The sequence below is a fragment of the Allobosea sp. TWI1241 genome (genome assembly GCF_039673065.1).
In the GTDB taxonomy this organism is placed as follows: Bacteria; Pseudomonadota; Alphaproteobacteria; order Rhizobiales; family Beijerinckiaceae; genus Allobosea.
Genome location: NZ_JBDJKW010000001.1, coordinates 265,082 through 290,285 on the forward strand (window position 1 = coordinate 265,082; position 25,204 = coordinate 290,285).

Sequence of the window (25,204 nt, forward strand, 5' to 3'; positions counted from 1 at the left end):
GTGGTGCCGAGGGGAATCGGCGGTCAGTCCTGCCCGAAGATATGGGCGAGATAGTCGATCATGAAGGGCGGCATGTCATGGGCCGCGCAATCGGCCAGCGAGCGGATGATCACGATGTCGGATAGCTCCTCCTCCGGCAGCGTCGCGATCCGCTCCAGCATGCGCGCCCGCGCCTCCTCGGCCGCCCAGCGCACCGTCACCGGCCGCATGAAGGCGATGCGCCCGGTCGAGACCAGCGCGGTCCAGCCTTGGCCGACGGTGACGTCGGCCGGCCCGAGCCCGGTCTCCTCCTCCAGCTCGCGGGTGACGCTGCCGGCGAGGTCGAGGCTGCCATCGGCGCGGACATCGCCGCGATCGGGCGTGCCGGCGGCGAAATAGACCTTGCCGGCATTGGCCGTATGGTCGCCCATGCGCCCGAGCAGGAAGGCGCCGTCGGCCGCCCGCAGCGCCGCCATGGCGAAACCGTTGCGGATCACCGGGCCGGGATGGCCGAGATCGCGCCAGGTCATGAAGGCGGCATAGTCGGTCTCGAAATAGCCGGCGCTGAACACGCCATCCGCCACGGCGGCGCGGTGCTGCAGCATGACCCGGCCGTTGAACATCGCCGGCTTTCCGGCGCTGATCCTGGCCCAATGCGCGACGATCGCCGCCTCGTTCTCTCGGGCGAAGGCCCAGTCGTAAGGCTCGACCCGCGCCTCGACCCGGTCGAGCGCGAGGATCTGGCCGTCGCGGACTTCGGTCATCGCGCGCCCTCCGGCAGGGTGATCTCGAGGATGAGCGGACAATGGTCCGAGGCCTTGGGCCGGTCCCAGCCGACGCGCGGATAGCGGTCGTTGGTCAAAGCGAGCTTGGCCATGGAGCGGTCGGCCTCGCGCGGATCGAGCGGCACCCGATAGGGCAGCCCGCGGCGGATCATCTCCATGCGCGGGCGCAGATTGGCCGCAGCCAGCCCCGGCGAGAGCAGGATGTGGTCGAGCGGCATGTGGCTGTCGATCAGGCGCTGGCGGCTCTCGGACCAGTAGCGGCGGAAATGCGTCCAGCGCTCGTGCGCAGGCAGCGCCCGCATCGGGTCGACGGCGAAATCCTCGAACAGCGGCTCGATGCCGCTCTCGCCCTCGTCGACCGGCGCCGCGAGCGGGCCGAGCCCGGTCCGGTAGCCGTTGAGATCGCCGAGGATCGCCCAGTTGGCCTGGCGCCACTGCGCCCCGAACATGTCGTGGACGATCCGCTTCACCGCGATCGCCTCGGCCCGGCGGATCGGCAGCGTCACCTGCCGGCCGTCCTCGCGGCCATTGTTCATCGACTTGAAATGGCATCCGAACAGGGTCAGCTCGCGGTCGCCGAAATCCAGCGTCACGGCCAGGCAGTCGCGCGCGAAGACCTTGTCCTTCGGCCCGATGCCGAAGGCCGCGATCTCGGGCCCGTAGGCGCCGGCCTCGGCGAAGCTCATCGTCGCATGCGAGCGTACGCGGACCTGCGGCGGCGCCACCAGATCGCGCCGCGCCGCGAAGCCGATATCGATGCTCCGGCGGTCGTTGCCGTCGACCAGCGCGAAATGCCCGTAGCGATAATCGGCGATGCGGTGGACGTAGTTGGCGAAGAAGGCCTGCAGGCTGGCGAGCGAATCCACCTCCTGCAGCATCCAGAGATCGGCGCGCGCCTCGGCGATGGCGAGCGCGGTCATCTGGCGCTTGTCGTCTTCCAGCGCGACCGCGAGCGAACGCTCGACCGCGTCGCGCTCGTCGGCGCGCGGGAAATGGAACAGCGACATCGCCGCCGAGGTCTCGGTCCGCCCGGCCTGGTCGAAGCGGTGGCGCGTCAGCAGGTTCTCGACGTTGAAGGTGCCGAGGCGCAGCTTCATGCGCTCAGACCGCCTCGGGCACGAAGGTCCGCGAGGGCGTCACGAATTCGTCCTGCGCCGCGACGGTGAGGATCTCGCGCGAGCCGGACTCCTTGGTCCGCCGCAGCAGCCCGTAGACCGAGCCGGCGGCCTTGGCGAGCGCGCTCGCCGCCGAACCGTCGCGCAGATAATGCACGTAGAACAGCGCGGCGATGGCGTCGCCGGCCCCGTTGACGCTGATGTCGATCTTCGGCGTGCGCACGCGGAAGCTCCCCTCCCCGTCGGCCGCCAGCAGGTCGATGGCGTCGGCCGGCGTGTCCTCGGTCAAGAGCGAGGTCACCAGCACCACCTTCGGCCCCACCGCACGCAGAGACGCCACGGCGCGCTGGGCGTCGGCCAGGGTCGTCACCTCGGAATCGGTGAGGAGTTCGAGCTCGAACTGGTTCGGCGTCACGATGTCGGCCGCCGGCACCGCCTGCTCGCGCATGAACTCCGGGATGCCCGGGCGCACGAACACGCCGCGGCCGACATCGCCGATCACCGGGTCGCAGCACCAGCTCGCCTTGGGATTGGCGGCGCGCACGCGCTCCACGGCCGAGACGATGGCGTGGCCGATATCGGCCGAGCCCATATAGCCCGAAAGCACCCCGTCACAGGACGGCAGCACGCCGCGCTCGGCGATGCCCTCCATCACCTCGTCGATCATGCCGCCGTCGAAGACGCGGCCCTTCCAGTCGCCATAGCCGGTATGGTTCGAGAACTGCACGGTGTGGATCGGCCAGACCTCGACGCCGAGACGCTGCATCGGGAAGACGGCCGAGGCGTTGCCGACATGGCCATAGGCGACATGGGACTGGATGGAGAGGATGTTCATCGCTGGCAGGCCGACTCGGGAAACGGTGAGCGACCCTAGCGCCGGCCGCGCCGGCGGCACAAATCGAAAGACGTGGCCTCAGCCATCACCACGACGCTGAAGACCGTCGGCGAGATGGACCATGGCGGTCTCCAGCCGGTAGCGGAAGCCCGCCTCGCCATAGACCAGCGCCGTCTCGCCGCGGAAGTCCTGCGCCACGATCGTCTCGATCAGCCGCGAGCCGAAGCCCTTGCGCCGCGGCTTCTCGGCCGGCGGCCCGCCCTGCTCCACCCAGTCGAGCACGAAGGTCTCGTCGCTGTTCGGCCGCCCCTTGCGCCAGGTGACGGCGACATTGCCGCCATCGCGCGACAGCGCGCCGTACTTCATCGCGTTGGTGGTCAGCTCGTTGATCGCCAGAGCCAGCGTCAGCGCGTGGCGCGCGCCGACCTCGATCGCCGGGCCCGACAGCGTGACGCGGCCCTCGACGATGCGATGCGGCGCCAGCGCGCCCTCGATCACCGCGCGCACCGGCGCGCCGCTCCAGCTCGAGGCGGTGAGGATGGCATGCGCCTCGCCGAGCGCCGCCAGCCGCTCGCCGAGCACGGTCTGCGCCGCCTCCAACGAGGTCGCGGAGCGGAAGGTCTGGCCGGCGACCGCGTTGATGATCGCCAGCACGTTCTTCATGCGATGGGCGAGTTCGGCATTGAGCAGCCGCGCATTGCGCTCCGACAGCATCTTGGCGGTGGTCTCGACCACCGTGTCGATCATGCCGAGGACGGTGCCGGTCTCGTCGCGGATCGGGCTGTAGCAGAAGGTGAACCAGGCATCCTCGGGATAACCGTGGCGGTCGATGACCAGCGGCAGGTCCTCGAGGAAGGTCGGCTCCCCGGCGAAGGCCTTGGCGACCATCGGGGCGATATCGTCCCAGACCTCGGCCCAGACCTCGGAGAACGGGCGCCCCAGCGCCTCGGGCTTGTCGCCGAGCAGCGGCCTGAAGCCGTCATTGTAGAGCGTGATGAGCTCCGGCCCCCAGACGATGCATTTGGGGAAGCGCGAATTGACCATCATGCCGACCGCGATCTTCAGCGCGTGGGGCCAGCCGTCGATCGGCCCCAGCGGGGTCTTCGACCAGTCGAACGCACGGATCGCAGCGGCCATCTTGCCGCCGCCTTCGAGAAAGCCCAGTCGATCGGTCAAAGGTGGGGAGGTCCGTTGTGCCGCCGAGTCACTGCGCGGCGGGCCCATAAGAGGCTATGAGATTTCGGCGCGCAAGCCCCCACTTTCGGACCGTTTTCAGCTTCCCCTAGGGCAAATGGCGGGGCCCGGAGGCCCCACCACGCGTATTCTCAGGAGCCCGAGCCCGCCTTCTTGGCGAAGGTCTCGATGAAGGTTTTCGACAGGTCGATATCGGTCTTGGCGATCTCGGGATCGAGCACCTTCAGCGACTCGTACATGCTCTTCATCGCCTCGGGCGTGGAGATGCCGGTGCGCGAATAGCTTTCGAGCGAATTCTGCACCGAGCGCAGATAAAGCGGCTTGTCGCCGAGATGGTATTCGGCCGGCACCAGATCGGCCACGTCCTCCGGCTTCGCCTTCGCCAGCCATTTCAGCGACTTCATGAAGGCGTTGACCAGCTTCTGCGTGGTCACCGGGTTCTTCTCGGCGAACTCGGCCTTGAGGTAGAGCACCGCCGCCGGGTTCGCGCCGCCGAACAGCGCCTTGGTGCCGGCCTCGGTGCGGGTGTCGATCAGCGCGGTGATGTCGCCGTCGGCCTCCAGCTTCGAGATGACCGGGTCGAGATGCGAGATCACGTCGACCTGCTTGTTCTTCATCTGCGCCACGGCGCTGGCGCCGCCGCCCACGCCGATGATCGGCGCATCGGTCGCCTTTAGCCCGGCCTTGATCATGGCGTACTGCGCGGTGAGAGCGGTCGAGGAGCCCGGTGCCGTCACGCCGATCTTGAGGCCCTTGAAGTCGGCGGCCGACTTCACCTTGTCGGCGAGGTCCTTGCGCACCGCCAGCACGATGCCGGGGAAGCGGCCGAGTTCGACCACCGCGCGGATGTCCTGGCCCTTGGCCTGCATGCGGATGGTGTGCTCATAGGCGCCCGTCACCACGTCGACCGAGCCGCCGACCAGCGCCTGGAGCGACTTCGCCCCGCCGCCGAAATCGTTGATGGTGACGTTGAGCCCCTCCTCCTTGAAGAAGCCCTTCCGCTCCGCGACCGTCAGCGGGAGATAATAAAGCAGCGGCTTGCCGCCGACGCCGAGCGTCACATCGGCCTTCTCGGGAGCCTGCGCGAGGGCACCGGGCGCGGAGAGCCCGATGGCGGCGGAGCAGGCGAGCGCGGCGAGCGCCGTGCGGCGGGTCAGGATCATGGAATTCCTCCGGTCAACGATATGATCGCGCTTCTGTCGGGCGCATTGGGTTGGGACGATAGGCGACATCGCGCGGCTGCGGCAACCCGCACGGGATCAGCCGTCGAGGCAGAGCTCGCGGAAGCGCGCGACCTGCCGCGGCACGGCCGCAAGATCGAACTCCGCCCTGTGGCGCTCGCGGACCGTGAAGGCGATGCGCGGCGCCGCCAGCACCGGCCCGAAGATCTCGACAGCCTCCCGGCCGCCGAGCGCCAGGAATTCGTCCTGCTCCAGCATGCGGTGGGTCACGTTCGGGCGGCCGGGCTGCGAGAACACCACCGCCTCGCCCTCGACGTTCCAGATCGCGCCCAGGCCGAAATCGAGCGCTGCGCCGAAGGTGCCGGGGCTCTCGACGCGGCAGGAGAAGGCCAGCGTCACGTCGCGCCCCTCAGTGGCGGTCGCGGTCAGGATCAGCCGGTGGCGGTTCGCCCCGGCCCTGCCCGGTACGTCGACCTGCAGCGTGGCGCGCGTCTCCGCCAGCACCGGCGCGGCAGGCAGCGCACCGGCCGCGAGCCCGAGCACCAGCATGGCGAGGAGCGCGCGGCCGGGGGCTGAGCGCCGCGCCTGCATCAGGTCGTCGTGCTCTGGCCCGGCCGCCAGACCAGGAGCCGCTTCTCGACCAGCGTCACCAGCGAGTCGATGGCGATCACGAAGATCGCCAGGATGACCATGCCGGAGAACACGCCGGTGACGTCGAACACGCTCTCGGCCTCGTGGATCTTGTAACCGAGCCCGGCCGAGGAGCCGAGATACTCGCCGACCACCGCGCCGACCAGCGCGAAGCCGACCGAGGTGTGCAGCGAGGAGAACATCCAGGTCATCGCCGCCGGCCAGTAGACGTGCCGGAAGAGCTGGCGCTCGTTCATGCCGAGCATGCGGGCGTTGGCGAGCACGGTCGGCGAGACCTCGCGCACGCCCTGGTAGACGTTGAAGAAGACGATGAAGAACACCAGCGTGAAGCCGAGTGCCACCTTCGACCAGATGCCGAGGCCGAACCACAGCGCGAAGATCGGCGCCAGCACCACGCGCGGCAGGGCGTTCGCCGCCTTGATATAGGGATCGAATACCGCCGCCAGCAGCTCGCGCCGCGCGAAGGTGAAGCCGAAGAAAACGCCGGCCGCCGAGCCGATGACGAAGGCGAGCACCGTCTCCAGCAGGGTGATGCCGAGATGGTAGTAGATCTCGCCGCCCGTGAGCTGGGTCCAGGTCCGCGAGATCACCGCCCAGGGCGTCGAGAAGAAGAACTGCGAGGTGCGGACGTCGCCGAAGATCGGATAGGCGGTGACCACGTGCCAGATCGCCAGGCAGACGACCATGACCATGATCTGGAGGACGAACAGCTTGATGCGGCTCACGACGGCTCTCCCACGAGCTCGCGGCCTTCGCCCATGGCGTAGGCTTTCTGGACCTCGACCCTGAGCGAGGCCCAGATGTCGCGATGGATGTCGTGGAAGTCCTTCTCCAGCCGGATTTCCGCGATGTCGCGCGGCCGCGGCAGCGTCACGCGGTAATCGGCAACGATGCCAGCGGCGGGGCCGGCGGACATCACCACCACCCGGTCGGACAGCGCGATCGCCTCCTCGAGATCATGGGTGACGAAGATCAGCGCCTTGCGGTCGCGCGACCAGAGGTCGAGCAGGAGATTGCCCATGATCTGGCGCGTCTGGGCGTCGAGCGGCCCAAAGGGCTCGTCCATCAGCAGGATTTCGGGGTCGCGGATCAGCATCTGCGCCAGCGCGACGCGCTTGCGCTGGCCACCGGAGAGCATGTGCGGATAGCGATCGACGAAGGCGCGCAGGCCGACGCGGGCCAGCCAGTCGCGGGCGCGCTTGTCGGCCTCGGCGTAGGAGACGCCCATCGGCTCGAGCGCGACCTTGACGTTGTCGAGCGCCGTCTTCCACGGCATCAGCGCGTCCTGCTGGAAGAGATAGCCGGCGCGGCGGTTCAGGCCCGACAGCGGCGCCCCGAAGATCTCGACACGGCCGGCGGAGGGTACCAGCAGCCCGGCGGCGGCGTTGAGCAGGGTCGACTTGCCGCAGCCGGTCGGCCCGACCACCGAGACGAACTCGCCCGAGGAGACGTCTAGGTCGATGTTCCTGACCGCCTGATAGCGGTCGCCGCCTTCGAGATGAAAGGTGATGTCGAGCCCGCCGAGACGGACCGCCGGCCCGTCGGAACTGCTCGTGCCACCGGCCCCGGCGGGCCGGTTCGTCGTCGACTCCATGGATCCGCTTCCCCTGCGAGGACCGGCGAGCCTCGTGCCCCGCAGCCCCTTCCCTGTCGTTGAGACCGGGCAGAGTAGGCAAACGACCGGCGAAGGCAACCGGCGAAACCGAGGCGAAACGCGCTTTCCCGCGCTCCGTTAGCGAAAACGCTGCGGTTCTCGTGTATCGCTCCGCCCGCAACGAGGAGAATCACCGTCCATGCAGCAGCTCGAGCAATGGATGCACGCGCTCGTCGAGTTCATGCGTGCCAATCAGGAATGGGCGGTTCCGATCGTCTTCCTGGTGGCCTTCGCCGAATGCGTCGCCATCCTGTCCTGGCTGGTGCCGGCCACGGTGTTCTTCACCGCCTTCGGTGCTGTCGCCGGCGCTTCGGGGCTCAATCTGATGCCGCTCTCGCTCGCCGCCTCGCTCGGCGCGGCCGCAGGATTCTGGGTGTCCTATTGGGTCGGCCTCGTTCTCGGCCCGCGCGTCAACGACTACTGGCCGCTGCGCGACAATCCCGCGCTGCTGCGGCGCGGGCACGACTTCTTCGAGAAATGGGGCGTGGCGGGCATCATGATCGGCCATTTCTTCGGGCCGATCCGCGCCGTCATCGCCATCGTTGCGGGGATCGTGCGGATGCCGTTCTGGCCGTTCCAGCTCGCGAACTTCGCCGCGTCCTTCGCCTGGGGCTTCGGACTGATCTACGGCGCCGGCCGCGTATCGCAATACATGATGCAGTTCACCGGGCGCTGACGGCCACGGCTACAGCAGTTCCGGCGAAATCAGGTTCGCCGGAACTGCTCTGAATTTTTATTTTATTGCATTTTCTTCACGCGAACCGGTGTCCACTTCGCTCGAAAATGCTCTAGATCACGCCGAGCACCACCAGGATCAGCATCGCGAAAGACATCGCCAGGGCCAGCTGCGCCAGTACGAAGCGCAGGCTGAACGAGGCATGCAAGGCCCTGATCGTTTCCATTGGCTCCTCCCTCGATGTCTGTCCCCCGGCCGCCGCGTCGGGCTGCGCCTCAAAGACCTTCGAACGTCACGGCGCGGAGGCCGCCGGTCAGGCGACCAGCTCCACCACCACCCAGGCCGCAGCCGCGAGCACCAGCCCCCAGACCAGCACCATCAGCACCGGCCGGCCCAGGAAGCCCTGGCGTGCCTCGACCGGGGTCTGCACCGCCGGATCGGCGTTGCTGTGGTCGTCGGCCCGCATCGGCGGGATCGGCTGACCGCCCTCCTTCGGCATCTGCTCGGCGCGTGCCTTGGCATCCTGGTCCATGTCATCTCCTCTGTCCGGACGGCGGCCGGGACCTTCGTCCTGTCCGGCCTGCCGGGTGCGATAGCGATTGCAGCACCAACGTGCGGCGGGCCCCGCTGTTCCCCATGGGCAAGCCTGAGCGCCCGGCACCACCACGGCCGGAACGCGAAACGGGCGCCCTTGCGGGCGCCCGTCCTGCCGGCGCATGCCGGAAACCGCTGGCCGCGGGCGTCTCGACGACGCCCGGGAAGCCTCAGTTCTTGCTCTTGTCGACCAGGGCCTTGGCCTTGATCCAGGGCATCATGTCGCGCAGCTTTTCGCCGACTTCCTCGATCGGATGGGCGGCGTAGCGGGCGCGGGTCGCCTTGAACGAGGTCTGGTTGACCTTGTTCTCCAGCATCCAGTCGCGGGTGAACTTGCCCGACTGGATGTCGGTCAGCACGCGCTTCATCTCGGCCTTGGTCTCGGCGGTGATGATCCGCGGGCCGGTGACGTACTCGCCGTACTCGGCCGTGTTCGAGATCGAGTAGTTCATGTTGGCGATGCCGCCCTCGTAGATGAGGTCGACGATCAGCTTCACTTCATGCAGGCACTCGAAATAGGCCATCTCGGGGGCGTAGCCCGCCTCGGTCAGCGTCTCGAAGCCGGCCTTGATCAGCTCAACCAGGCCGCCGCAGAGCACGACCTGCTCGCCGAACAGGTCGGTCTCGCACTCTTCCTTGAAGGTCGTCTCGATGATGCCGGCGCGGCCGCCGCCATTGGCCGAGGCGTAGGACAGGCCGAGATCATGGGCGTTGCCGGTGGCGTCCTGGTGGATCGCGATCAGGGTCGGCACGCCGCCGCCGCGCTCGTACTCGGAGCGCACGGTGTGGCCGGGGCCCTTCGGGGCGACCATCAGCACGTCGAGGTCCTTGCGGGGCTCGATCAGGTTGAAGTGGACGTTCAGGCCGTGGGCGAAGAGGAGCGCGGCGCCCTCCTTCATGTTGCCGGCCAGCTCGTCGCGATAGATGTCGGCCTGCAGCTCGTCCGGCGTCAGCATCATGACGACGTCGGCCCACTTGGCGCCCTCGGACGGGGTGAAGACCTGGAAGCCGGCGCCTTCCGCCTTCTTGCGGGTTGCCGAGCCGGCCTTGAGCGCGATCGCCACGTTCTTCACGCCGGAATCGCGCAGGTTGAGCGCATGCGCATGGCCCTGCGAGCCATAGCCGACGATCAGGACGTTCTTGCCCTTGATCAGGTTGATGTCCGCATCGCGGTCGTAATAAACGCGCATCTTGAGCGTCCTTCCTCTGGATAGGCTCTTGGTTTCAGGCTTTCGGTACGGCGCCATGCCGCCCGTGAAGGGTGAGAAACTGGTCGGCGGCGCGCGCGGCGTCGCGGTGGATCTCGGCCTCGCTCGTCGGCAGCGCATCGCCCAGCAGCAGCCGGATCTGCACGTCGCGGCCGACGAGGCCGAAGAAGGTCCTGAAGGCGGTCTCGCTGTCGTCGAAGGCCAGCAGCCCCGCCTCGCGCCCGGCTTCGAGCACGGGCTTCAGCCGGTCGCCGATCGCGACGCGGCCATTGGACAGCACGATGTCGCCGAGATTGCTTTCATGCGAGAGCGCATGGCTGATCGCCAGCCGGTTGAGCGCGATCGAGGTCGGGCTGGAGATCACCTCGAGCCAGTTGGCGGCGAAGCGCGTCAGGCTCTCGCGCAGCGCCGAGGCATCGAGCCGCTGGCGGTCGTAATTGCCGGCCCGGACCTTGGAGGCCTGCCACTGCACCGTCGCGGTCAGCAGGCCATCACGGTCGCCGAACCATTTGTACAGGCTTTCCTTGGAGCAGCTGGCGCGGCGCGCCACGGCGGTCATGGTGAGCTGCCCGCCCTTCTCGACCATCAGCGACAGCACCGCGTCGAGCACGGCCTGCTGCCGCGCGCTCAGCGTCTCGCCCTGTTGATCGGAAACGGCTTCGCTCATCGCCCTTGGCCAGTACCGTACGTTACGGTTCCGTCGTCTACAGGAGCGCCGTGAGGCTGGCAAGCGGGCCTTGCGGTTTTCCGGTCGCGAAACGCCCACCCGCTGCCTATATCGCGCTCAGCCCTTTTCGACGACGGAGACAGCCCATGCCCGCCACGCCGCCGAGCGCCGCCACCGAGATCCTCGCCTTCTGGCGCGAGGCCGGGCCCGAGAAGTGGTTCGCCAAGGACGAGGCCTTCGACGCCGAGATCCGCCGGCGCTTCCTGCCGCAGGTCGAGGCGGCGGCACGCGGCGAGCTGGCCGCCTGGGAGGAGACGCCGGAGGGCGTCTATGCCCTGCTGCTCCTGCTCGACCAGTTCCCGCGCAACCTGTTCCGCGGTTCGCCGCGCGCCTTCGCTGCCGACCCGCTGGCCCTCGCCGTCGCCGAGCGGGCGCTGGCCCGCGGCTTCGACGCGGCGTTCGAGAACCCGGAGAAGCGCTTCCTCTACATGCCCTACATGCATTCGGAGGAGCTGCACCACCAGGAGCGCTGCATCGCGCTCTGCGAGGCGGCCGACGATCCCGAGGGCGTGAAATACGCGGTGATCCACCGCGACGTCATCCGCGATTTCGGGCGCTTCCCGCATCGCAACGACGTGCTCGACCGCGACACCACCGCGCAGGAGCAGCGCTTCCTCGACCAAGGCGGCTTCGCCGGCTGACGCAGCAGACGCCGAAACGCGCGATCATCCTGACCGCGCCCGATGTGAGGTGCGACAGTCTACTGCGCCGCCATGCGCTGCAGGTAGACGGCGAGCGCTGTCAGCACCAGCCCGGCCCACCAGAGCGGGGAGCGCAGTCCGCTGCGCTCCTGAGGCTGCGGGTTGCCGTTGATGCGCTGCAGGATCGGCCAAAGGAAGCAGCACAGCCCGGCGAGGCCGAGCCCGAGCGAGAGCGTGGTCAGGTCGAACGTCATCCGGTCCCTCGCGCGGCCACGCCGCGTCGCGATGCCTCGATACCCCGGAACGGCGCCGCGAACCGGCCCGCCACGAGCAGTGCCAGCATCCTGTCGATTCCCGGCAGGCGCGCAAGCGGCGGCACGAGCCTGTCGCGGATCGCCGGCAGCACCGTGCCGTCCGACTGGTAGAACGGCGTGAAGAGCAGGCTGGCCGCCTGATAGAAGCGCACATGCCAGCGGCGCAGCCGTGCATAGAGACCGAGCGCCGCCTGTGGGTCGCCCGTCTGCTCCAGCGCCGTGGCGAGCGCCAGGGCGTCGAGCAGCGCCATATTGGCGCCCTGGCCGAGCTGCGGGCTGGTCGCATGGGCGCAATCGCCGACGAAGGCGATTCCCGTACCATGCGGCACCGGCAGGGTCTGGTGGCGATAGGAGGCGAGCAGGAGTTGCTCGGGATCATCGATCTGCGCCAGCAGCGGCGCGACCTGCGGCCAATGCCGCAGCACCTGCGCCTTCCAGGCGTCGAGCCCGGCCGCGCGCCAGGCGTCGTAGCGCTCCGGCTTGAGACTCCAGAACAAGGAGGCCAGCGGCTCCCCTCCCTCGCCGAGACGGCCGATCGGCAGCACGCCGACCATGACGCTGGCGCGCCGGTAGCGCTGCTCCAGCGCAGTGGGCTGGAAGCCGTGCTCGCCGAGCCGGACATTGGTCCACAGCGCGCCATAGCGCAGCGGGCGCGGCACCGCGGCACGCGCCGCATGGCGCAACAGCGGCGAGCGCGCGCCCGACGCGTCGATGAGCAGGTCGAACGGGCCGATCCGGCGGCCCCGCGCGGTGACGAAGCTCGAGCGCCCATCGCCATGGCGGTCGAGATCCGTGACCTCTGCCGCGGTCTCGATGCGCATGCTCGTCGCGGCTGCGGCGCTGAACAGCGTATCGAACAGGCTGGCACGGTGGACGCCGAGGCCGAAGACTTCCGGTCCCAGCGGGGCATAGCGCACGTCGAGCACGACGGAGCCGGTCGCGGCGCTGAGCCCGAAGAGGCGATCGATCCGGCTGCCCTGCGCGATCAGGCGCTCGGCGAGGCCGAGCTCGCGCAAGACGGCGAGCCCGGTCGGCTGCAGGATCAGCCCCGAGCCGAGCGGACGCGCCGCGTCGAAGCGCTCGACCAGGGTGACGCGGTGCCCTTGCCGTTCGAGCAGGAGCGCGCTGGCCAGCCCCGCCGGCCCGCAGCCGGCGATGCCGATATCGAGGACGCGCATGGCGCGCCCGCGGGCCTCACATCGCCTCGGCCCCGCGGCTCATCGCCGCCACGCCGGTGCGCGAGACCTCACGCAGGCCGACCGCCGCCATCATCTTGATGAAGCGCTCGACCTCGTCGGTCGAGCCGGTCAGCTCGAAGACGAAGGATTCGAGCGTGGCGTCGAGCGTGCGCGCCCCGAAGGCGGCGGCGAGCCGCATCGCCTCGACGCGATGGTCGCCCTTGCCGACCACCTTGAGCAGGCAGAGCTCGCGCTCGATCGCATCGCCCTGCAGCGTCAGGTCGACGACGCGGTGCACCGGCACCAGCCGGTCGAGATGCGCCTTGATCTGGTCGATGACCGCTTCCGTGCCCGAGGTCACGACGGTGATGCGCGAGAGATGGCTCTCATGCTCGGTCTCGGAGACGGTGAGGCTCTCGATGTTGTAGCCGCGGCCGGAGAACAGACCGGCGATGCGAGCGAGAACGCCGGGCTCGTTGTCGACGATCACCGCCAGGGTGTGGCGGGCGCTCGGCTGCGAGACGGGAGCGGTCGGGTAATGCGTCGTGTTCATCGCTGGGCCTTGCTTCGGCTGAGATGCGGGCGGAAATCGGTGAGGACGGGTTCGTCGACCTCGTCCTCGGCGACGATCCAGGGCTCGGCCAGCGCGGCCTCGCGCCAAGCGCGGAAGCCGGCGGTCGCCTGGATTGCCTCGACATAGGCGGCGCAGACCGGATCGAGCGGGATCGAATAGCTGGTGAAGCGGCTGGCGACCGGCGCGAACATCGCGTCGGCGGCGCTGAACGCGCCGAACAGGAAGGGCCCGCCGGCGCCGAAACGCTCACGCGCCTCGCGCCAGATCGTGCAGATGCGCGCGACATCGGCCGCCACCCCCGGGCCGCGATCGCGCGGCGGATGGATCCAGCCGAGGTTCATCGGGCAGGCCCCGCGCAGCGCCTGGAAGCTCGAATGCATCTCGGCGCTGATCGAGCGGGCCATGGCGCGCGCCGCGCGGTCGCGCGGCCAGACCGCCAGCTCCGGGCGCAGCTCGGCGAGATATTCCAGGATCGCCAGCGAATCCCAGACGACGATCTCGCCATCGACCAGCGCCGGCACCTTTCCCGCGGGGCTGTAGGCGCTGACCGCGCGCTTCCACTCGGGATCGTCGAAGGTCGGGCCGAAGGGGAACAACACCTCCTCGAAAGGCACGCCGAACTCGGTCAGCGCCAGCCAGGGGCGCAGCGACCAGGAGGAATGGGTCTTGTTGGCGATGACGAGCTTCATGGCGAATCCTCGGAGGAATGACGGAGCGGCAGGCTAGCCCCGCCCCGTGCCCTGCACCCTCGCCTTTTGGTGATCCCGGCCATGAGCGGACGCGATGAAGCGGCAAGCGGGCGCGACCGGCGGCTCATGCCGCCTGCCTCGCCGGCTCGCAGGCGAAGTCGAGCGCCGCGGCGACATGCAGCGCCGTGGTGTCGAACACCGGCACCGCGACGTCGTCCTGCCCCATCAGCAGCGTGATCTCGGTGCAACCGAGGATCACCGCGTCGGCACCCTGCTCACGCACCGCCCGCGCCACGATGGCGCAATAGCGCTCGCGCGAGGCCGGGTCGATCGTACCGCGGCAGAGCTCCTCGAAGATCACGCGGTGGACCTCGTCGCGCTCCTGCGCCTCCGGGATCACCGTCTCGACGCCGAAGGCCGCGAGGCGCCCGCGATAGAAGTCCTGCTCCATGGTGAAGCGCGTCGCCAGCAGAAGCGGCCGCTTGGCGCCCTGCGCCAACACCGCCTTGGCGGTGACGTCGGCGAGATGCAGGAAGGGCAGCATGGTCGCGCCGGTGATGTGGTCGGCGAGCTTGTGCATGGTGTTGGTCGCCAGCAGGATGCAGCCGGCGCCCGCCCGCTCGAGCTTGCGCGCGCTCTCGGCCAGCGCCGCGCCGGCCCCCTGCCAGTCACCCTGCGCCTGCATTTCGGCGATCGGCGCGAAATCCAGCGAGTGCAGCAGCATGTCGGCCGAATGCAGCCCGCCGCGGCGCGCGCGCACGCCCTCGTTGAGCAGGCGATAATAGACCGCCGTCGATTCCCAGCTCATGCCGCCGATCAGGCCGATGGTCGTCATCTGATCCCCCTTGCGCGCAAGGCCCGCGCGGGCCGCGCCACGGTCCCGCCATGCCGGCGCGTGCCGGGCGTGGACCTTGTCGGCGGGGAGGTCTCGGATGGACCTCCCGCGCCCGCCGCCCGGCCGAGGCCGGGCGGATCGCCGCCGGTCGTCAGACCAGCTGGCGGCCCTCGGCGTCGATGATCTCGCCGGTATCGCCCTCGAAATCAGGCAGGATCATCTCGTTATGGGCCTTGCCCGACGGGATCATCGGGAAGCAGTTCTCTTCCTTGGCGACATGGCAGTCGAAGATCACCGGGCCGGGCGTCTCGATCATCTCCATGATGCAGCGGTCGAGATCGGCCGGATCCGAGCAGCGGATGCCGTGCCCGCCATAGGCTTCCGCCAGCTTCACGAAATCGGGCAGAGAGGCCGAGTAGCTCTCGGAATAGCGCCCGCCATGCAGCAGCTCCTGCCACTGGCGCACCATGCCCATGTATTCGTTGTTCAGGATGAAGACCTTGACCGGCAGCCGGTACTGCGCCGCCGTCGACATCTCCTGCATGTTCATCAGGATCGAGGCCTCGCCGGCGATGTCGATCACCAGCGCGTCGCGATGCTTCATCTGCACGCCGATCGCCGCCGGCAGGCCGTAGCCCATCGTCCCGAGGCCGCCCGAGGTCATCCAGCGGTTCGGCTCCTGGAAGTGGAAATACTGCGCCGCCCACATCTGGTGCTGGCCGACCTCGGTGGTGACGAAGGTCTCGCGGTCCTTGGTCAGCTCGTAGAGGCGCTGGATCGCGTATTGCGGCTTGATGACGCTTTCGGACTTCTTGTAGCCGAGGCTGTTGCGCGCCCGCCATCCGTCGATCTGCGTCCACCAGGTGGTCAGCGCGGTCTTGTCGAGCTTCGGGTTCTTCTCGCGCCAGACCTGGATCATGTCCTCGAGGACATGGGCGCAGTCGCCGACGATGCCGATATCGACCTTGACGTTCTTGTTGATCGAGGACGGGTCGATGTCGATGTGGATCTTCTTCGAGCGCGGCGAGAAGGCGTCGAGGCGGCCGGTGATGCGGTCGTCGAAGCGCGCGCCGACCGCGATCATCACGTCGCAATCGTGCATGGCGAGGTTGGCCTCGTAGGTGCCGTGCATGCCGAGCATGCCCAGCCACTGCCGGTCGGCCGCCGGGAAGGCGCCCAGCCCCATCAGCGTCGAGGTGACGGGATAGCCGGTCAGCCGCGCCAGCTCGCGCAGCAGCTCGGAGGCGCGCGGCCCGGCATTGATGACGCCGCCGCCGGTGTAGAACACCGGCTTCTTGGCGTTGGCGATCATCTCCACCGCGGCGCGGATCTTGGTCATGTCGCCCTTGACGGTCGGGCGGTAGGTCTTGTGCTGGTTGTCGAGCGGGCGGCTATAGGTGCCGGTCGCGAACTGCACGTCCTTCGGGATGTCGATGACGACCGGGCCCGGCCGGCCATTGGCCGCGACATAGAAGGCCTCGTGCAGGATGCGCGGCAGGTCCGCGATGTTCTTCACCAGGTAGTTGTGCTTGGTGCAGGAGCGCGTGATGCCGACCGTGTCGCATTCCTGGAAGGCGTCGGAGCCGATCAGATGCGTCGGGACCTGCCCGGTCAGGACGACGAGCGGGATCGAGTCGAGCAGCGCGTCGGTCAGGCCGGTGACGGCGTTGGTCGCGCCGGGGCCGGAGGTGACCAGCACGCAGCCGACCTTGCCCGGGCCGGAGCGGGCATAGCCCTCGGCCGCATGGACGGCGCCCTGCTCGTGGCGGACGAGCACGTGCTTGACCTTGTCCTGCTGGAAGAGCGCGTCGTAGATCGGGAGTACGGCGCCGCCGGGGTATCCGAACAGGTGCTCGACGCCCTGGTCCTGAAGGGCGCGGACGACCATCTCGGCTCCGGTCATCATCTCGCTCATAACGCTCTCCTGCGCGGTCTTCGTACTCGGTCGAAAAAAGGCAATAAAAAAGGCCCTTCGAGGGGCCTGGGCGTGCGCTGGCGTCGGGGACGCCCGGTCTTGAAACCGGCCCCTACCAGCGCACCTCTACGATAATAAGCTTGCGCATTTCGCAGCCTTCCATGACGTAAGTTTCCGGACGCTAGACCAGCGCCGGGGCATGGTCAAGCGGCTGATCGCGCAGGCTGCACGAAAACAGCGGCGTTTTCGAAGATCGCAGGAACACTTTTTCAAGACCCGGATGCTATCCCGCCTTCCCGGAGCACGGCCTCTCCGCTCCGGGGAGAAGCCGCTGCGGCGACGAGGACGCCTATCGGGATCGAGCCGCGCACCCGGAGACGCGACGATCCGGCCAGATGGATAGGTCACACCCGGGCCCGATGCACCACGAGATCCACCGCCACAACATCGCGCAGCGGGCCCGCAACCCGGTGATCCGGGACCTCGTCCAGCGGCTGGAGCGCGCCGGGACGGCGGCGTTCGCTGGCTTCCGCGAGGCGGTTCTGGCGGAATTCGGCGACGACATGATGATCCTGTCGCCAATCGGGACGAGCGACTACGCCTGCGAGCATTACGGCCGCAACATCGTCCGCGCCGTCGGCATCGACTTCGCCGGGCACCCGGTCTCGCGCATGCCGGGCCCGATCGCCGATCTGACCGTCGAGAGCTGCGCGCGCGTGCTCGCCGGCGACGGCCCTCTCCTCACCATTCACCGCTCGCTCGGAACAGCCGGCATCTGCCTCTGGGAACGGCTGGTCTTCCGCATCACGGGCGTCGATGGCGACCCGCGTATCGTTATCTTCTCCACGCCGATGCTTTATCACGAAGCCTTGCTCGAAACCGTCCTCGCCTCCTCCCCCTGCGGCATCGTCGCCCTGCATGCCGTCCGCGAGGCGGACGGCACCGTGACGCGCGGCGTGATCATCGCCGCCAACCGTCGCGCCGCCGAATTGGCGGGCAAGCCCGGCCACGACCTCGTCGACGCCGATGCGCGCGCCACCCTGCCCTTCCTCGCCGACGAGACCGTCTGGCGGCGCTGCCTCTATGCGATCGAGCTGCGCCGCACCGACAGGCTGGAGGCGAGCCATGTGGTGAACGGCCGCGAGGTCTGGATGCAGATCGCGCTCGCGCCCCTCGGCGACGGGCTGGTGATGACGCTGACCGACGTCTCCGACCTGATGAACGCCAATCTCGTGCTGCAGAGCCGCGCCGCGACGTTGGCGCTCGAGGTCGGCCGCGAGCGCGCCACCCGCCGGGCGCTCTCGAACGAGATCGGCGAGCGCGAGGCCCGCGAGCAGGAATTGCGCCGCCTGGCCGAGACCGATCCGCTGACCGCGCTGCTCAACCGCCGCTCGCTGAAGGAGAAGGCGGAGGCGCTGATCGCCGCGGCCGACTCCGATGGCGGCGCGATCTCGCTCTTCGTCATCGATCTCGACCATTTCAAGCAGGTCAACGACCGTCACGGCCACCCGGCCGGCGACGCCGTGATCCGTGCATTCGCCGATCTGCTGCTCGGCCATATGCGCGCCGGCCATCTCGTCGGCCGCCTCGGCGGCGAGGAATTCGCCGTCGTCCTGCCGGACACCGACACAGACGAGGCGAGACGCATCGGCGAGCGCTTCCTCAAGCTGCTGCGCGCCACCCATCTGCCGGTTTCCGAGGATCTCGATCTGCAGGTCACCGCGAGCCTGGGCATCGCCACCCGCCTGCCGGGCGAGACCATCGGCGATCTGATCGCGCGCGCCGACCAGCAGCTCTACCGCGCCAAGAACGACGGGCGCGACTGCATCCGCTCCGGCGAGGACCTGATCGCCGACGCCGCCTGAGCGCCGCGGCTCAGGCGCCTTCCGCGTCCAGCGCGGCGAAGGCGATCGCCTCGGCCTCCTGCGGCGCCACCGCCTGCCAGTCGTGCATCTGATGGCGGAACCAGGTCATCTGGCGCTTGGCATAGGCGCGCGTATCGGCCTGCCCGCGGGCGACCGCCTCAGCCAGCGACAACGCTCCGTCGAGATGGGCGATCAGCCCGGGCACGCCATGGGCGCGCATCACCGGCAGCAGCGGATCGAGCCCGCGCGCCTTCAGCGCCGCGACCTCGTCGAGCGCGCCGCCCGCCATCATCTGCTCGAACCGCGCATCGATCCGCGCCCGCACCAGGGCGCGCTCCGGCGCCAGGAAGAACCGCAATGTCCGCGCCCCGGCCAGCGGCCCGGGTCGGCGCGCGCCCTGAAACAGGGCGAGCGAGCGCCCGGTCGCTTCCAGCACCTCCAGCGCCCGCATCACGCGCAGCCGGTCGCTCGGCCGCAGCTTTTCCGCCATCAGCGGATCGCGCGCCGCGAGTTCGGCATGCAGCGCCGCCGTCTCCAGCCCGGCGGTGCGCACCCGGAACGCGGTGCGCACCGCCTCCGGGACCGCCGGCATGTCGGACAGGCCCTCGACCAGCGCCTTGAAATAGAGCCCCGTGCCGCCGACCAGCACCGGCAGCCGCCCCTGCGCCCGCAGGGCCGGCAACAGCGCCGCGACCTCGGCGGCATAGGCGGCGACCGAATGGTTCACCGCGCCGTCGACATGGCCGTAGAGCAGGTGCGGCACCTCGCCGATCTCGTCCGCCGTCGGGCGGGCGGTGATCACCGCGAGGTCACGATAGACCTGCATGGAGTCGGCATTGATCACCACGCCGCCATGGCGGCGTGCCAGCGCGGCCGCCAGCGCGGACTTGCCGCTCGCGGTCGGACCTGCGATGAGCACGGCCTCCAAGGTCATCCCGGCAGCAGCTCCCATGTCTCTCGTCGCCACCCTCGTTTCGGCCCACGGCCAGGCCCCGCTCGACGACGCCCTGCTGGCGCGGCTGCGTGACGCCGCCGGCGGCACTGCGACCACTGCCCGGCTCGACGGCGCGATCGCGGCCGATCTCTTCGCGGATGCCGCCGATGCGCGCAAGCTCGAAGCGGCGCTGCGCACGGCGCTCGACGGCCTGCCGGTGGACGTGATAGTCCAGCCGGCGGCGACGCGCCGGAAGCGGCTCTTCCTCGCCGACATGGATTCCACCATGATCGGCCAGGAATGCATCGACGAGCTCGCCGACTATGTCGGGCTGCGCGAGAAGGTCTCCGACATCACCGAGCGGGCCATGCGCGGCGAGCTCGCCTTCGAGCCGGCGCTGCGCGAGCGCGTCGCGCTGCTGAAGGGCGTGCCGCTCTCGGTCATCGAGGAGATCATCCGCGAGCGCATCACGCTGACGGCCGGCGGCCGGGAACTGGTGCGCACCATGCGCGCCAACGGCCATTACACCGCGCTGGTCTCCGGCGGCTTCACGGTGTTCACCGGGCCGATCGGCGCGATGATCGGCTTCGATGAGGATCGCTCGAACCTGCTGCTCGGACAGGACGGCCTGCTGAGCGGCGAGGTCGGCGAGCCGATCCTCGGCAAGCAGGCGAAGCTCGACACGCTGGTCGAGCTGCGCGAGCGCCTCGGCGTCGCGCCTGCCCTGACCATGGCGGTCGGCGACGGCGCCAACGATCTCGCCATGCTGGGCGAAGCGGGCCTCGGCGTCGCCTTCCGGGCCAAGCCGGCCGTCGCCGCGGCGGCCGCAGCCCGGCTCGACCATGCCGACCTCACCGCCCTGCTCTACGCCCAGGGCTACCGCGCGGACGAGATCGTCAGGGGCTGAGGCCTTCCGCCGCGCCGTCGCGCCGTCAGTCGACGATGAACAGCCTGGCGCCCTTCGGCGCCGTCGAGCGGTGCGGCTCGGCCTGATCGGCGACCTGATAGCTCATGCCCGGCCGCAGCACGAAGACCCGGCCATCGGCCAGCGTGGTCTCCAACTCGCCCTCGAGGCAGAGCAGGATATGCCCCTTCTCGCACCAATGGTCCGAGACGTAGCCGGGCGTATACTCGACCATCCGCACGCGGATCTGGTTGCCGTCCGGGCCGAAGCGCCGCGTCCGCCAGATCGCCTCGCCCTGCTCGCCCGCATGGTGTTCGGGCTCGATGGTCGCCCAATCGGTGGTACCGAAGGGTATGTCGCTCATTCGCATCGGGTTCACATGCTCGCTGCAGCGGAATTCGGCCTTCGCCCGCCTTGAAACGACGAGGGCGGCCTCGCGGCCGCCCTTTATCATATCGCGGTGAGGCCGAACCTCACTTCATCGGCAGGGCCACGAAGCGGTCGCCGCCCTGCGGGCTGGCGATCAGCAGCAGCGCCGACTTGCGGCCTTCCTTCTTGAGGGCCTCGAGGCGCTTGGTCACGTCCTCGGGGCTGTTCACCGGCTCCTGGCCGACCTCGACCACCAGCTCGCCGACCTGGACGCGGCGATCGGCGGCGGCGGAGTTGCCGTCGACCTTGGTGATGACCACGCCCTTGGCGCCGTCCTTGATCGCGTGGCGGCGGCGCAGCTCGTCGGTCTGGGCCGAGAATTCGAGCCCGAGCGCCGCGGCGGACGCCGGCTTGGCGGCCTCGGGCGCACCCTTGGACGCCGCGGCCGCCTGGACCTTCTCGCCGTCCTCGAGCCGGCCGAGCTTGACCGTCTTGGTCTCTTCCTTGCCCTTGCGCATGATCAGGACCGGCACGTCCTTGCCGACCGGCGTCGCCGCGACGATGCGCGGTAGGTCGCGCGAATCCTTGACCTCCTTGCCGTCGAACTTGACGATCACGTCGCCGACCTCGAGCCCTGCCGGCTTGGCGGGGCCCTTGTCGTCGATGCCGGCGATCAGCGCGCCGCGCGCCTTGCCGAGGCCGAGCGCGTCGGCGGTGGTCTCGTCGACGTTCTGGATGCGCACGCCGAGCCAGCCGCGGCGGGTCTCGCCGAACTCGCGCAGCTGGTCGACGATGCTGGTCGCCAGCGACGACGGCACGGCGAAGCCGATGCCGACCGAGCCGCCGGTTGGCGAGAGGATCGCCGTGTTGATGCCGATGACCTCACCGGCCATGTTGAACAGCGGACCGCCGGAATTGCCCTTGTTGATGGCCGCGTCGGTCTGGATGTAGGTGTCGTAGGGACCCTGGTTGATGTCGCGGTTGCGCGCCGAGACGATGCCCGACGAGACCGAGCCGCCGAGGCCGAACGGGTTGCCGATCGCCATGACCGGATCGCCGATGCGCATCTTGTCGGAATCGCCGAACTTCACGAAGGGCAGCGGCTTGTCGGACTTCACCCGCAGGAGCGCGAGGTCGACCTTGCTGTCCTTGCCGACGACCTCGGCCTTCAGGCGCTGGCCGTCGCCAAACACCACGGTGATCTCGTTGGCGTCGCCGATAACGTGGTTGTTGGTGACGACGAGGCCCGACGGATCGATGACGAAGCCCGAGCCGGCCGACTGCGAGCGGCGCTGCTGCGGCGCCTGACGCTCGCCCTGCTGGCCCTGGCCGCGGCGGTTGAAGAACTCCTCGAACAGGTCGCCGAAGGGCGTGTCCGGCCCGAGCTGGGGCAGCTGAGGCAGGGTGCGGCCGCGGCTTTCGGCGGTCGTCACGGCGGAGATGTTGACCACCGCCGGCATCACCCGCTCGGCAAGATCGGCGAGGGAGATCTGGCCCTGCACCAGCGGTGCCGCCGCGGTGCCCTGGGCGAAGGCCGGGATCGTCAGCGGCCCGCCGAGCGCGAGACCGGCGACGACGGCGATCCGCGTCAGGGCAGAACCATGGGGGAATGAAAGAGCCATCGAAATCCTCGTGAGACTGTCACGCCGCACCGTCATAGCAGCGCAGCGGGAACCCGAACGCAACACAGAACGTCCAATTGCGGCGGAAGGTCGACGCGAACGCCCCTCCTCACGCAGTCGTGGTCGAAAGCGGCCCGGTCGCGCCGGGAAAAACGCGAAGGCGGCGCGGGCGTTCCCTGCCGCCTTCGTGATGGATCGCGGACGGCGCCGCGTGACGTTCGTCCCGTCGCGGCCTGCGGCGAAAGCCGTGCCGCGCTGTCTCTAGCCCCGGACCATCCAGACCAGCAGCACGCCGACGACGGCAGACACGATGCCGATCAGGCGCATGCGGTCCACCGGCGTCTCGGAGGCGCTGCGCAGCGCCTCCTTGGCCATTTCCGGAATCGCGGCGAACAGCAGGCCTTCGATGGCGAAGACCAGGCCGAGCGCCGCGAGAAAGTCCGTCATCGCCGCCGATCAGGGTGCGGGCGCGCGCGGCGCCACCGGCGCCGTCGCAGTGCCGTTGGCAGGCGCGGCACTGGCGCCGTTGCTGCCCGCGGCGGCACCCGGCCGGCTCCCGCTCGGATCGTTGAAGAACCGGAAGAACGGGGAGTCCGGCGAGACCAGCATACGCGTGTCACCAGCCTTGAGGCTCGCCTCATAGGCCTGCATCGAGCGATAGAAGGCGAAGAACTCGGGGTCCTTGCCGAAACCTTCCGCGAAGATGCGGTTCCGCTCGCCTTCGCCCTCGCCTCGCACCTCGTCGGCACGGCGCTGGGCCTCGGCGACGATCACGGTCGAGTTGCGCTCGGCACGGGCCCTGATCTCCTGCGCCTGCTGGGCACCGAGCGCGCGGGCCTCGGCCGCCTCGCGCTGACGCTCGGTCTGCATGCGCTGGAAGATCGCTTGCGAGTTGGCGGCCGGCAGGTCGACGCGACGCAGCCGGACGTCCACCACCGTCATGCCGAAGCGGGCGGCCTCGCGGTTCACCTCGTCGCGGATGCGGTTCATCAGCCGCGTGCGGTCGGTGCGCACCATCGCGGTGAAGGTCGCCTCGGCGAGCACCGAGCGGACCTGACCGTTGACGATGGAGGCCAGCTGCGAATTGGCGCGCGGGATGTTGTTGACCGCCTGGTAGAAGCGCAGCGGATCGGAGATGCGATAGCGCGTGAAGGCATCGACCACGAGACGCTTCTGGTCCGAGGCGATGATTTCCTGCGCCGGCAGGTCGAGATCGAGGATGCGGTTGTCGAGATAGACCACCTGCTCGATCGGGGCCGGCAGCTTGAAGTAGAGCCCGGGCGCGGTCGCGACCGTGCGCACCGCGCCGAAGCGCAGCACGAGGGCCGATTGCGTCTGCTGAACCACGAAGGTCGCGGCGTAGAAGACGACGACTGCGAGGCCGATGACGACCAGCGCGCCGATGCGGAGGAAGCCGTTCATCGCGTGGCTCCCTGCTGCGTCTGCGGACGGGCCTGGCCGCGGTTCGGGCCGAGCTCGCCGAGCGGGAGATAGGGCACGACTCCGCTGCCGGAACCGCTTTGGTCGAGGATGATCTTGTCCATGCCGCCGAAGACGCGCTCCATGGTTTCGAGGAAGAGACGCTCGCGCGTCACGCCCGGGGCGGCCTTGTACTGCTCGTAGACCGCGTTGAAGCGGCTGATCTGGCCGAGCGCCTCGTTGACCGTCTGGTCCTTGAAGGCTTCCGCGGCCTGCACGAGTTGGGCGGCACGGCCGCGCGCCTCGGGCACGATGCGGTTGGCGAAGGTCTCGGCCTCGTTGCGCAGGCGCTCCTGGTCGGCACGCGCCGCCTGGACGTCGCGGAAGGCGTCGATGACCTGCTGCGGCGGGTCGACCTTCTGCAGCTGCACGAGGCGGATCTGCACGCCGGCGCCATAGGTGTTGAGCGTGTCCTGCATCAGCTGCCGGACCTCGGTCTCGATCACCGCGCGATCGGTGGTCAGAACCGGCTGGATGTTGCGGCGGCCGATGATCTCGCGCATGGCGCTCTCGGCCACGGCCTTCACCGTGCCCGGGGGGTCCTGGATGTTGAAGACATAGGCCTCCGGCTGCGCCGGATCGATCTGCCACTGCACGATCACATCGATGTCGACGATGTTCTCGTCGCCGGTGAGCATCAGGCTCTCCTCCGCGACGTCGGTCTGGCGCGTGGTGCGCATGGCCTCGACGGTGCGGAAGCCGACTTCCGTGGTGATGACGTTGGTCACCTGCGGCTTGATCACGCTGCCGATCGGGTAAGGCAGGTTATAGTTCAGGCCCTGGCCGGTCTTGCCGACATATTTCCCGAAGATCAGGTTGAGACCGACCTCGTTCGGGCGGACAGTGTAGACGCCGGTCGCGAGCCAGAGCAGCACGAGGGCGAGGCCGCCGAGCAGCATGCCGCGGCCACCGAGATTGCCGCCGGGCATGATCGTCTTGAGACGGTCCTGGCCGCGGCGGATGATCTCCTCGAGATCGGGGGGTGTGCCGCCGCCGGATCCACCGCCGCTACCGCCGCCGCCCCAGGGGCCGCCGCCGTTGCCGCCGCCACTGCCACCGCCGCGCTGGCCCCAGGGACCACCTCCGCCGCTTCCTCCGCTACCGCCGCTCTGGTTGCTCCAAGGCATGCCTTAGCCGTTCCTCGCTTCTGTCACCAACCGTGCATAGATGAACGGCCGCGGGTTGTCAGCGTCCCGCATTGCGCAATACGGGACTGTCGCCGTGACATGTGCACGCCACCCGGATTCGTCAACGCCGGAATTCACCTACGGTCAATGTGACGCGGA

General features: G+C 69.1%; 27 protein-coding genes. 4 read left to right on the top strand and 23 right to left on the bottom strand.

Annotated elements, in window-relative coordinates; all coding sequences use genetic code 11:
• Positions 1-23: 23 nt before the first annotated feature.
• The 8 genes from ABE438_RS01295 to ABE438_RS01330 form a co-directional block, all read right to left on the bottom strand.
• Entirely contained in the window at positions 24-743 is a 720-nt protein-coding gene (locus ABE438_RS01295) for an NUDIX hydrolase (protein ID WP_346500443.1), read from the bottom strand.
• The gene (locus ABE438_RS01300) at positions 740-1,861 is read right to left on the bottom strand and encodes an endonuclease/exonuclease/phosphatase family protein (protein ID WP_346500444.1); all 1,122 of its coding nucleotides are present in this window, start codon (positions 1,859-1,861) and stop codon (positions 740-742) included. Before ABE438_RS01300 ends, ABE438_RS01295 begins: the two co-directional genes overlap by 4 nt.
• 4 nt (positions 1,862-1,865) lie before the next feature.
• Entirely contained in the window at positions 1,866-2,714 is an 849-nt protein-coding gene (gene pdxY, locus ABE438_RS01305; RefSeq protein ID WP_346500446.1) for a pyridoxal kinase PdxY, read from the bottom strand.
• A gap of 78 nt (positions 2,715-2,792) precedes the next feature.
• Positions 2,793-3,851: an HWE histidine kinase domain-containing protein gene (locus ABE438_RS01310; RefSeq protein ID WP_346500448.1), complete on the bottom strand. Its 1,059-nt coding sequence runs from the start codon at positions 3,849-3,851 to the stop codon at positions 2,793-2,795.
• A gap of 188 nt (positions 3,852-4,039) precedes the next feature.
• Complete coding sequence (locus ABE438_RS01315) at positions 4,040-5,071, bottom strand: ABC transporter substrate-binding protein (RefSeq protein ID WP_465248529.1); 1,032 nt, start codon at positions 5,069-5,071, stop codon at positions 4,040-4,042.
• Between the two features lie 96 nt (positions 5,072-5,167).
• Positions 5,168-5,680 (bottom strand): hypothetical protein, encoded by a 513-nt coding sequence (locus tag ABE438_RS01320; RefSeq protein WP_346500450.1) that lies wholly within the window; start codon positions 5,678-5,680, stop codon positions 5,168-5,170.
• Entirely contained in the window at positions 5,680-6,465 is a 786-nt protein-coding gene (locus ABE438_RS01325; protein ID WP_346500452.1) for an ABC transporter permease, read from the bottom strand. The genes ABE438_RS01320 and ABE438_RS01325 overlap by 1 nt, the downstream gene beginning before the upstream one ends.
• A complete protein-coding gene (locus tag ABE438_RS01330) occupies positions 6,462-7,334 on the bottom strand; it encodes an ABC transporter ATP-binding protein (protein WP_346500454.1) in 873 nt (290 codons plus the stop codon). The genes ABE438_RS01325 and ABE438_RS01330 overlap by 4 nt, the downstream gene beginning before the upstream one ends.
• Positions 7,335-7,533: 199 nt before the next feature.
• Between ABE438_RS01330 and ABE438_RS01335 the strand changes: the two genes are divergently transcribed.
• Positions 7,534-8,070, top strand: coding sequence for a DedA family protein (locus ABE438_RS01335; protein WP_346500455.1), 537 nt, complete (start codon positions 7,534-7,536; stop codon positions 8,068-8,070).
• A gap of 313 nt (positions 8,071-8,383) precedes the next feature.
• On the opposite strand, the gene ABE438_RS01340 is transcribed toward ABE438_RS01335, so the two are convergent.
• The 3 genes from ABE438_RS01340 to ABE438_RS01350 form a co-directional block, all read right to left on the bottom strand.
• The gene (locus ABE438_RS01340; protein WP_346500457.1) at positions 8,384-8,602 is read right to left on the bottom strand and encodes a hypothetical protein; all 219 of its coding nucleotides are present in this window, start codon (positions 8,600-8,602) and stop codon (positions 8,384-8,386) included.
• Positions 8,603-8,834: 232 nt separating this feature from the next.
• A complete protein-coding gene (gene ilvC / locus ABE438_RS01345) occupies positions 8,835-9,854 on the bottom strand; it encodes a ketol-acid reductoisomerase (protein ID WP_346500458.1) in 1,020 nt (339 codons plus the stop codon).
• A gap of 34 nt (positions 9,855-9,888) precedes the next feature.
• The gene (locus tag ABE438_RS01350) at positions 9,889-10,539 is read right to left on the bottom strand and encodes a TetR/AcrR family transcriptional regulator C-terminal domain-containing protein (protein WP_346500460.1); all 651 of its coding nucleotides are present in this window, start codon (positions 10,537-10,539) and stop codon (positions 9,889-9,891) included.
• Positions 10,540-10,685: 146 nt separating this feature from the next.
• Between ABE438_RS01350 and ABE438_RS01355 the strand changes: the two genes are divergently transcribed.
• Positions 10,686-11,240: a DUF924 family protein gene (locus ABE438_RS01355; protein WP_346500462.1), complete on the top strand. Its 555-nt coding sequence runs from the start codon at positions 10,686-10,688 to the stop codon at positions 11,238-11,240.
• A 59-nt stretch (positions 11,241-11,299) separates the two neighbouring features.
• Here ABE438_RS01355 and ABE438_RS01360 read toward each other — a convergent pair whose 3' ends face one another.
• The 6 genes from ABE438_RS01360 to ABE438_RS01385 form a co-directional block, all read right to left on the bottom strand.
• Positions 11,300-11,494: a hypothetical protein gene (locus ABE438_RS01360; protein WP_346500464.1), complete on the bottom strand. Its 195-nt coding sequence runs from the start codon at positions 11,492-11,494 to the stop codon at positions 11,300-11,302.
• A complete protein-coding gene (locus ABE438_RS01365; protein ID WP_346500466.1) occupies positions 11,491-12,732 on the bottom strand; it encodes an FAD-dependent oxidoreductase in 1,242 nt (413 codons plus the stop codon). Before ABE438_RS01365 ends, ABE438_RS01360 begins: the two co-directional genes overlap by 4 nt.
• Before the next feature lie 16 nt (positions 12,733-12,748).
• Positions 12,749-13,285, bottom strand: a complete 537-nt coding sequence (ilvN, locus tag ABE438_RS01370; protein WP_346500468.1) for an acetolactate synthase small subunit — start codon at positions 13,283-13,285, stop codon at positions 12,749-12,751.
• Positions 13,282-13,995 (bottom strand): glutathione S-transferase family protein, encoded by a 714-nt coding sequence (locus ABE438_RS01375; protein WP_346500470.1) that lies wholly within the window; start codon positions 13,993-13,995, stop codon positions 13,282-13,284. Before ABE438_RS01375 ends, ilvN begins: the two co-directional genes overlap by 4 nt.
• Positions 13,996-14,119: 124 nt before the next feature.
• Positions 14,120-14,830 (bottom strand): aspartate/glutamate racemase family protein, encoded by a 711-nt coding sequence (locus ABE438_RS01380; RefSeq protein WP_346500471.1) that lies wholly within the window; start codon positions 14,828-14,830, stop codon positions 14,120-14,122.
• A gap of 151 nt (positions 14,831-14,981) precedes the next feature.
• Positions 14,982-16,745 carry an acetolactate synthase 3 large subunit gene (locus ABE438_RS01385; protein ID WP_346500473.1) on the bottom strand — a complete coding sequence of 588 codons (1,764 nt, stop codon included), beginning with the start codon at positions 16,743-16,745 and terminating at the stop codon, positions 14,982-14,984.
• A gap of 395 nt (positions 16,746-17,140) precedes the next feature.
• Between ABE438_RS01385 and ABE438_RS01390 the strand changes: the two genes are divergently transcribed.
• Positions 17,141-18,610, top strand: coding sequence for a sensor domain-containing diguanylate cyclase (locus ABE438_RS01390; RefSeq protein ID WP_346500475.1), 1,470 nt, complete (start codon positions 17,141-17,143; stop codon positions 18,608-18,610).
• A gap of 10 nt (positions 18,611-18,620) precedes the next feature.
• Here ABE438_RS01390 and miaA read toward each other — a convergent pair whose 3' ends face one another.
• Positions 18,621-19,562 (bottom strand): tRNA (adenosine(37)-N6)-dimethylallyltransferase MiaA, encoded by a 942-nt coding sequence (gene miaA / locus ABE438_RS01395; RefSeq protein WP_465248530.1) that lies wholly within the window; start codon positions 19,560-19,562, stop codon positions 18,621-18,623.
• Between miaA and serB the strand changes: the two genes are divergently transcribed.
• Positions 19,561-20,451: a phosphoserine phosphatase SerB gene (gene serB, locus ABE438_RS01400; RefSeq protein WP_346500479.1), complete on the top strand. Its 891-nt coding sequence runs from the start codon at positions 19,561-19,563 to the stop codon at positions 20,449-20,451. The two genes, miaA and serB, sit on opposite strands and share 2 nt — an antisense overlap.
• Before the next feature lie 25 nt (positions 20,452-20,476).
• Here serB and ABE438_RS01405 read toward each other — a convergent pair whose 3' ends face one another.
• The 5 genes from ABE438_RS01405 to hflK all read right to left on the bottom strand — a co-directional run bounded on the left by ABE438_RS01405 (position 20,477) and on the right by hflK (position 25,045).
• Positions 20,477-20,818 carry a DHCW motif cupin fold protein gene (locus ABE438_RS01405; RefSeq protein ID WP_346500481.1) on the bottom strand — a complete coding sequence of 114 codons (342 nt, stop codon included), beginning with the start codon at positions 20,816-20,818 and terminating at the stop codon, positions 20,477-20,479.
• 103 nt (positions 20,819-20,921) lie between these two features.
• Entirely contained in the window at positions 20,922-22,439 is a 1,518-nt protein-coding gene (locus tag ABE438_RS01410) for a DegQ family serine endoprotease (RefSeq protein ID WP_346500483.1), read from the bottom strand.
• Positions 22,440-22,700: 261 nt separating this feature from the next.
• The gene (locus tag ABE438_RS01415) at positions 22,701-22,886 is read right to left on the bottom strand and encodes a DUF2065 domain-containing protein (protein ID WP_346500484.1); all 186 of its coding nucleotides are present in this window, start codon (positions 22,884-22,886) and stop codon (positions 22,701-22,703) included.
• A gap of 9 nt (positions 22,887-22,895) precedes the next feature.
• Positions 22,896-23,861, bottom strand: coding sequence for a protease modulator HflC (gene hflC, locus ABE438_RS01420; protein ID WP_346500486.1), 966 nt, complete (start codon positions 23,859-23,861; stop codon positions 22,896-22,898).
• Entirely contained in the window at positions 23,858-25,045 is a 1,188-nt protein-coding gene (gene hflK, locus ABE438_RS01425) for an FtsH protease activity modulator HflK (protein ID WP_346500488.1), read from the bottom strand. The genes hflC and hflK overlap by 4 nt, the downstream gene beginning before the upstream one ends.
• Positions 25,046-25,204 lie beyond the last annotated feature (159 nt).